This is a genomic window from Adlercreutzia equolifaciens (genome assembly GCF_029076695.1).
GTDB lineage: Bacteria > Actinomycetota > Coriobacteriia > Coriobacteriales > Eggerthellaceae > Adlercreutzia > Adlercreutzia equolifaciens_A.
In genome coordinates, this window is record NZ_JARFIK010000192.1 from 1 (window position 1) to 332 (window position 332).

1 pseudogene is annotated in these 332 nt (G+C 68.1%); it reads right to left on the reverse strand.

The window, feature by feature from the left end:
* Positions 1 to 332 (reverse strand): annotated as a pseudogene (gene eno, locus PZH32_RS12030) (phosphopyruvate hydratase); the annotation flags it as partial.

Here is a 332-nt window from a genome sequence, read left to right on the forward strand (position 1 = left end):
GTGGGCAGTACGTGGGCGTTGGCACCGCCAACGTACTTGTACAGCGGCAGCTCGGCCGCCTCGGCAGCGGCATGGGCCACAGCCAGCGAAGCGCCCAGAATGGCGTTGGCGCCGAAAGCGCCCGTGTTGTCGGTGCCGTCGGCCTCGATCATCACCTGGTCCACCAGGCGCTGGTCCTCGGCCTCCAGGCCCAACAGAGCCTCGGCAATTTCACCGTTCACGTGGGACACCGCGTCGAGCGTGCCCTTGCCCAGGTAGCGATACTTGTCGCAATCGCGCAACTCAACGGCTTCGACAGCGCCCGTGGAAGCGCCCGAGGGCACCGCCGCGCG